Below are 3,098 nucleotides of genomic sequence, written 5' to 3' on the forward strand. Positions count from 1 at the left end.
AACAGAGGGGCGCTCATGGGTCGTCTCCGTACTGATTTCGCTCTTGGAGATACTGGAGCTGCCGCTGATACCGGCCAAGTCGAACTCCGACCGAGACTCTTTTTTTGGCGTTCTTTCCTCCCGGATCACGGAATCCCGCATGGGGGCTTGCTCCTTGGTTGGTGTACTCTGGCGATCCTGCGGAAGGTATCGGATGCGCTCAAAAATGAGATTGGCTCGCTCCAGCTCTGTGACTGGCATGGCCACATCTACCACCTTGCCCCGCCCATCTGAATCCCGGATGACAGAAAACAGGATCTTCTGTTTGACCGCTCTCTGCTTGAATGCCTGATACTGTTCCGGCGACATGGGGAACATTCGGATATCCCGTGTTTCCCGGAGCATTTTTCCCATGTTGACCTTTCCGGATAGGGTCTTGTGGTGCTTTGCCAAAGCCAGCGTGATGGCCAGTAGATTTTTGAGAGCAGATGCACCCAACCGAACTGTCACTTCTGTGCCGGTCAACATCATGCGGACCATCTGGTCGGCAGCCTCACCGCCTCCGATGTTCATCGTGCTCCACCTCTTTTCCTCTTGTTTCAGTTTTGCGGATATCTTCTTCCATCTGCTTACTTGCCGTCTGGATTTCCCGGCACAGGGCCAGCTTTTTGCGTTCTGCGCGGATCTGCCGGTTTAGCTCGGCAAGCTGGTTATACACCTCCGTTTTTTCTTGTGTCAGATGCTCAGAGGGGACGCCGCACCGTTCCAATAGGCGCACGGCTTGCATGTAGCGGGCAAACTCTTCCTCCATGCCGGACAGCCCCTTCTCATAGCATACCTTGGCCGGTGCCAGGGCCTCCACATCCGCCAGGGCGTCGTATAGCGCCTGCCGCTTCTTTTTGCGCACATTGAGGATGGTGCGCTGCTTCATCAGATCGGCCAGTGTTTCCTCTGTGCGGCTTTGATAGGCGGTCATTTCGTCAGTGGTGGAAATGTTGTTCTCTCGCAGGAAAGCAAACTGTGTCCGGTACTGCTCAAATTTCATGACTTCCTGCCGCAGGTGCGGCGTCATCCTGGGGGGATACTGTCGCTGTTCGATTTTCCCCAGCAGGTAGAGATAATGAACGTACAGGGCCAAAAAGCCCGTGTATTTGGGGTGTCTGCGGTAGGGACGAAACATGGGCCTGTCAGAAAATGCGGCCCGTTGACCTGTCTCGATTTCCTCCAAATTGCCCAGGATGGCGGCACGGATACCGTTCTCTGTGAAGGTGGCATTTTTTCTGCCTGGATACTGAAACCGCTCCTGGCCCCGCAGACGGAATCCCAGACGGTTTCCGTGGCGGATCTCGTAGCCCTTGTGTTCCATGAGCAGGAAGAAGTGCCCTAGGTCATTGGCGTCCTCAATGGACTCCCGGAGATCCGCCTCCAACATGGAGCGGAAGGTGGGTTGACCTTTGGATTGACGCAGCCACTCCACATAGCTCATGGATTTGGAAGTCTCTCCGGATAGGATCACAGAGAGGCCGTGCTCCCGGCACAGCCGGTCTGAGATGGCCCGGATCTGCTGATAATAGCTTTGTAGTGTGCTATGATATTTTTCCCCGGTATCCTGATTTACGGAATTGAAAACAGTATGGGCATGAATATGCTCCTTATCCACATGGACACCAATTACGGCCTCATAGCCAGAGAGGTGTTCCTTTGCAAATTCTTTTGCAATCTCCAGCGCCAATTCTGGCGTGATCTCACCAGGGCGAAAGGACTGGATGATATGGTAGCACTGGCGACCACCCAGCTTTCCAATCTCCCGTTTGGTATCCATCATCTGACGGTATTCTCGCCCTGGGTCACAGTTCATGTGTGCCGTGAGGACACGTTCCGCAGTTTTATCGCCATTTAGAATATACTGGATTGCCAAATCAATTCTTGAATTACGTGGAAGAATCTTTGTGATAGCCATTACTTTTTTGCCACCTGATACATGAGCTCATATACCTGATCCAGCAGGAACAGCCCATGTTGGGCATCCTCTGCTGTGGCGATACCGGCATTGACGCTGCGGGCGATCTGGTTGATGTTGTTGCCGATGTGATGGATCTCCGTGCGGAGGTCCTTGATCTCTTGGGAGGGTCTGGCCCGAATCGGCGTACCGTCGATGAGCCGGACGATATAAGCCCGTTTGCTTAATCCGCAGAGTTTGGCCTGACGGCAGAGCTGCTGATACTGCTCCGCCGTCAGCTCGATATGCAGATGGTGTTTTTCTTTTGGGAGTCCCAAGCGTGCCTCCTTTCTGCAGCTCTGCCGCAAACCTTCCGCCCGCAGGCGGCATTGGGGTCAGGGGTTTCCCCTGCAAGTGCGCAAAATGTACATTTGCGCGATGCTTGCCCAACGCCGCCCCTGGCGGCGTTGGCTCGGCCCCGCCGAAGCGGGGCCTTTTCTCATGCGGTAGATGGATTATGATCCGGGCAGGCAGAGCCTGCCAACTCCTTGAAAAAGAAAAATCACCGCTCTGGGCCAGAGCGGCGACGCTTATTGCAGGCTGGAATGCTCCATATTCCTCCGACATGCTTATTTCCGCACAAGGGTGTCTGTGTTAGCACCCTGAATGTTAAAAAATCCGGGCGGGGTGTCACATTAGACACCCCGCCCGGATTTATCATGTGTATATTGGAGAGGTAGGTATATATCAACTCAACTTATTGGGTCGAGAAGAACAAGGGCAAAACCTATCTTGAACAGGCTTATGACATCATCACTCCGTTAGCCAATCAGGCAAAGAAAATACCGCTTGATAAGTTCAAATATAAACTGATTTCCTTTGATACGAAGAGGTTAGCAATCTGAAAAAAGTTTAAATTTCATTTTCGGGAATGAGACAAACAAGGGGCAATATGCTATAATTTAGGTGCAAAATGGAACTTTTTGCTGTTTTTTCCGTCTATATAAATAGAAACACAATTTGACAAGGAGGTAGTCCCTATGAGAAATCACATAGCATTATTATTGGCGCTGGTCTGTGTGTTGGGTCTGGTTGGTTGCAGTCAGCAAGGACAACAGGACATAATAACTCCAACTCAAAATAACGAGGAAATATCCCAAACAGACATTCAATCCGAAGC

Annotated in this window: 3 protein-coding genes; all 3 read right to left on the reverse strand. The window is 51.8% G+C overall.

What is annotated here, in order from left to right; translation table 11 throughout:
• Positions 1 to 552 (reverse strand): DUF3801 domain-containing protein (locus B5F88_RS18800; protein ID WP_087349011.1); only part of this gene is annotated, 552 nt, incomplete at its 3' end.
• On the reverse strand, positions 533 to 1,939 hold the full coding sequence (locus tag B5F88_RS18805; protein WP_087349013.1) for a relaxase/mobilization nuclease domain-containing protein: 1,407 nt from the start codon (positions 1,937 to 1,939) through the stop codon (positions 533 to 535). The genes B5F88_RS18805 and B5F88_RS18800, both read right to left, overlap by 20 nt.
• Positions 1,939 to 2,256, reverse strand: a complete 318-nt coding sequence (mobC, locus tag B5F88_RS18810) for a plasmid mobilization relaxosome protein MobC (RefSeq protein WP_008980733.1) — start codon at positions 2,254 to 2,256, stop codon at positions 1,939 to 1,941. The genes B5F88_RS18805 and mobC overlap by 1 nt, the downstream gene beginning before the upstream one ends.
• Positions 2,257 to 3,098: the final 842 nt, after the last annotated feature.

Origin of the sequence: Flavonifractor sp. An306 (assembly GCF_002159455.1) — a bacterium.
Lineage (GTDB): Bacteria > Bacillota > Clostridia > Oscillospirales > Oscillospiraceae > Flavonifractor.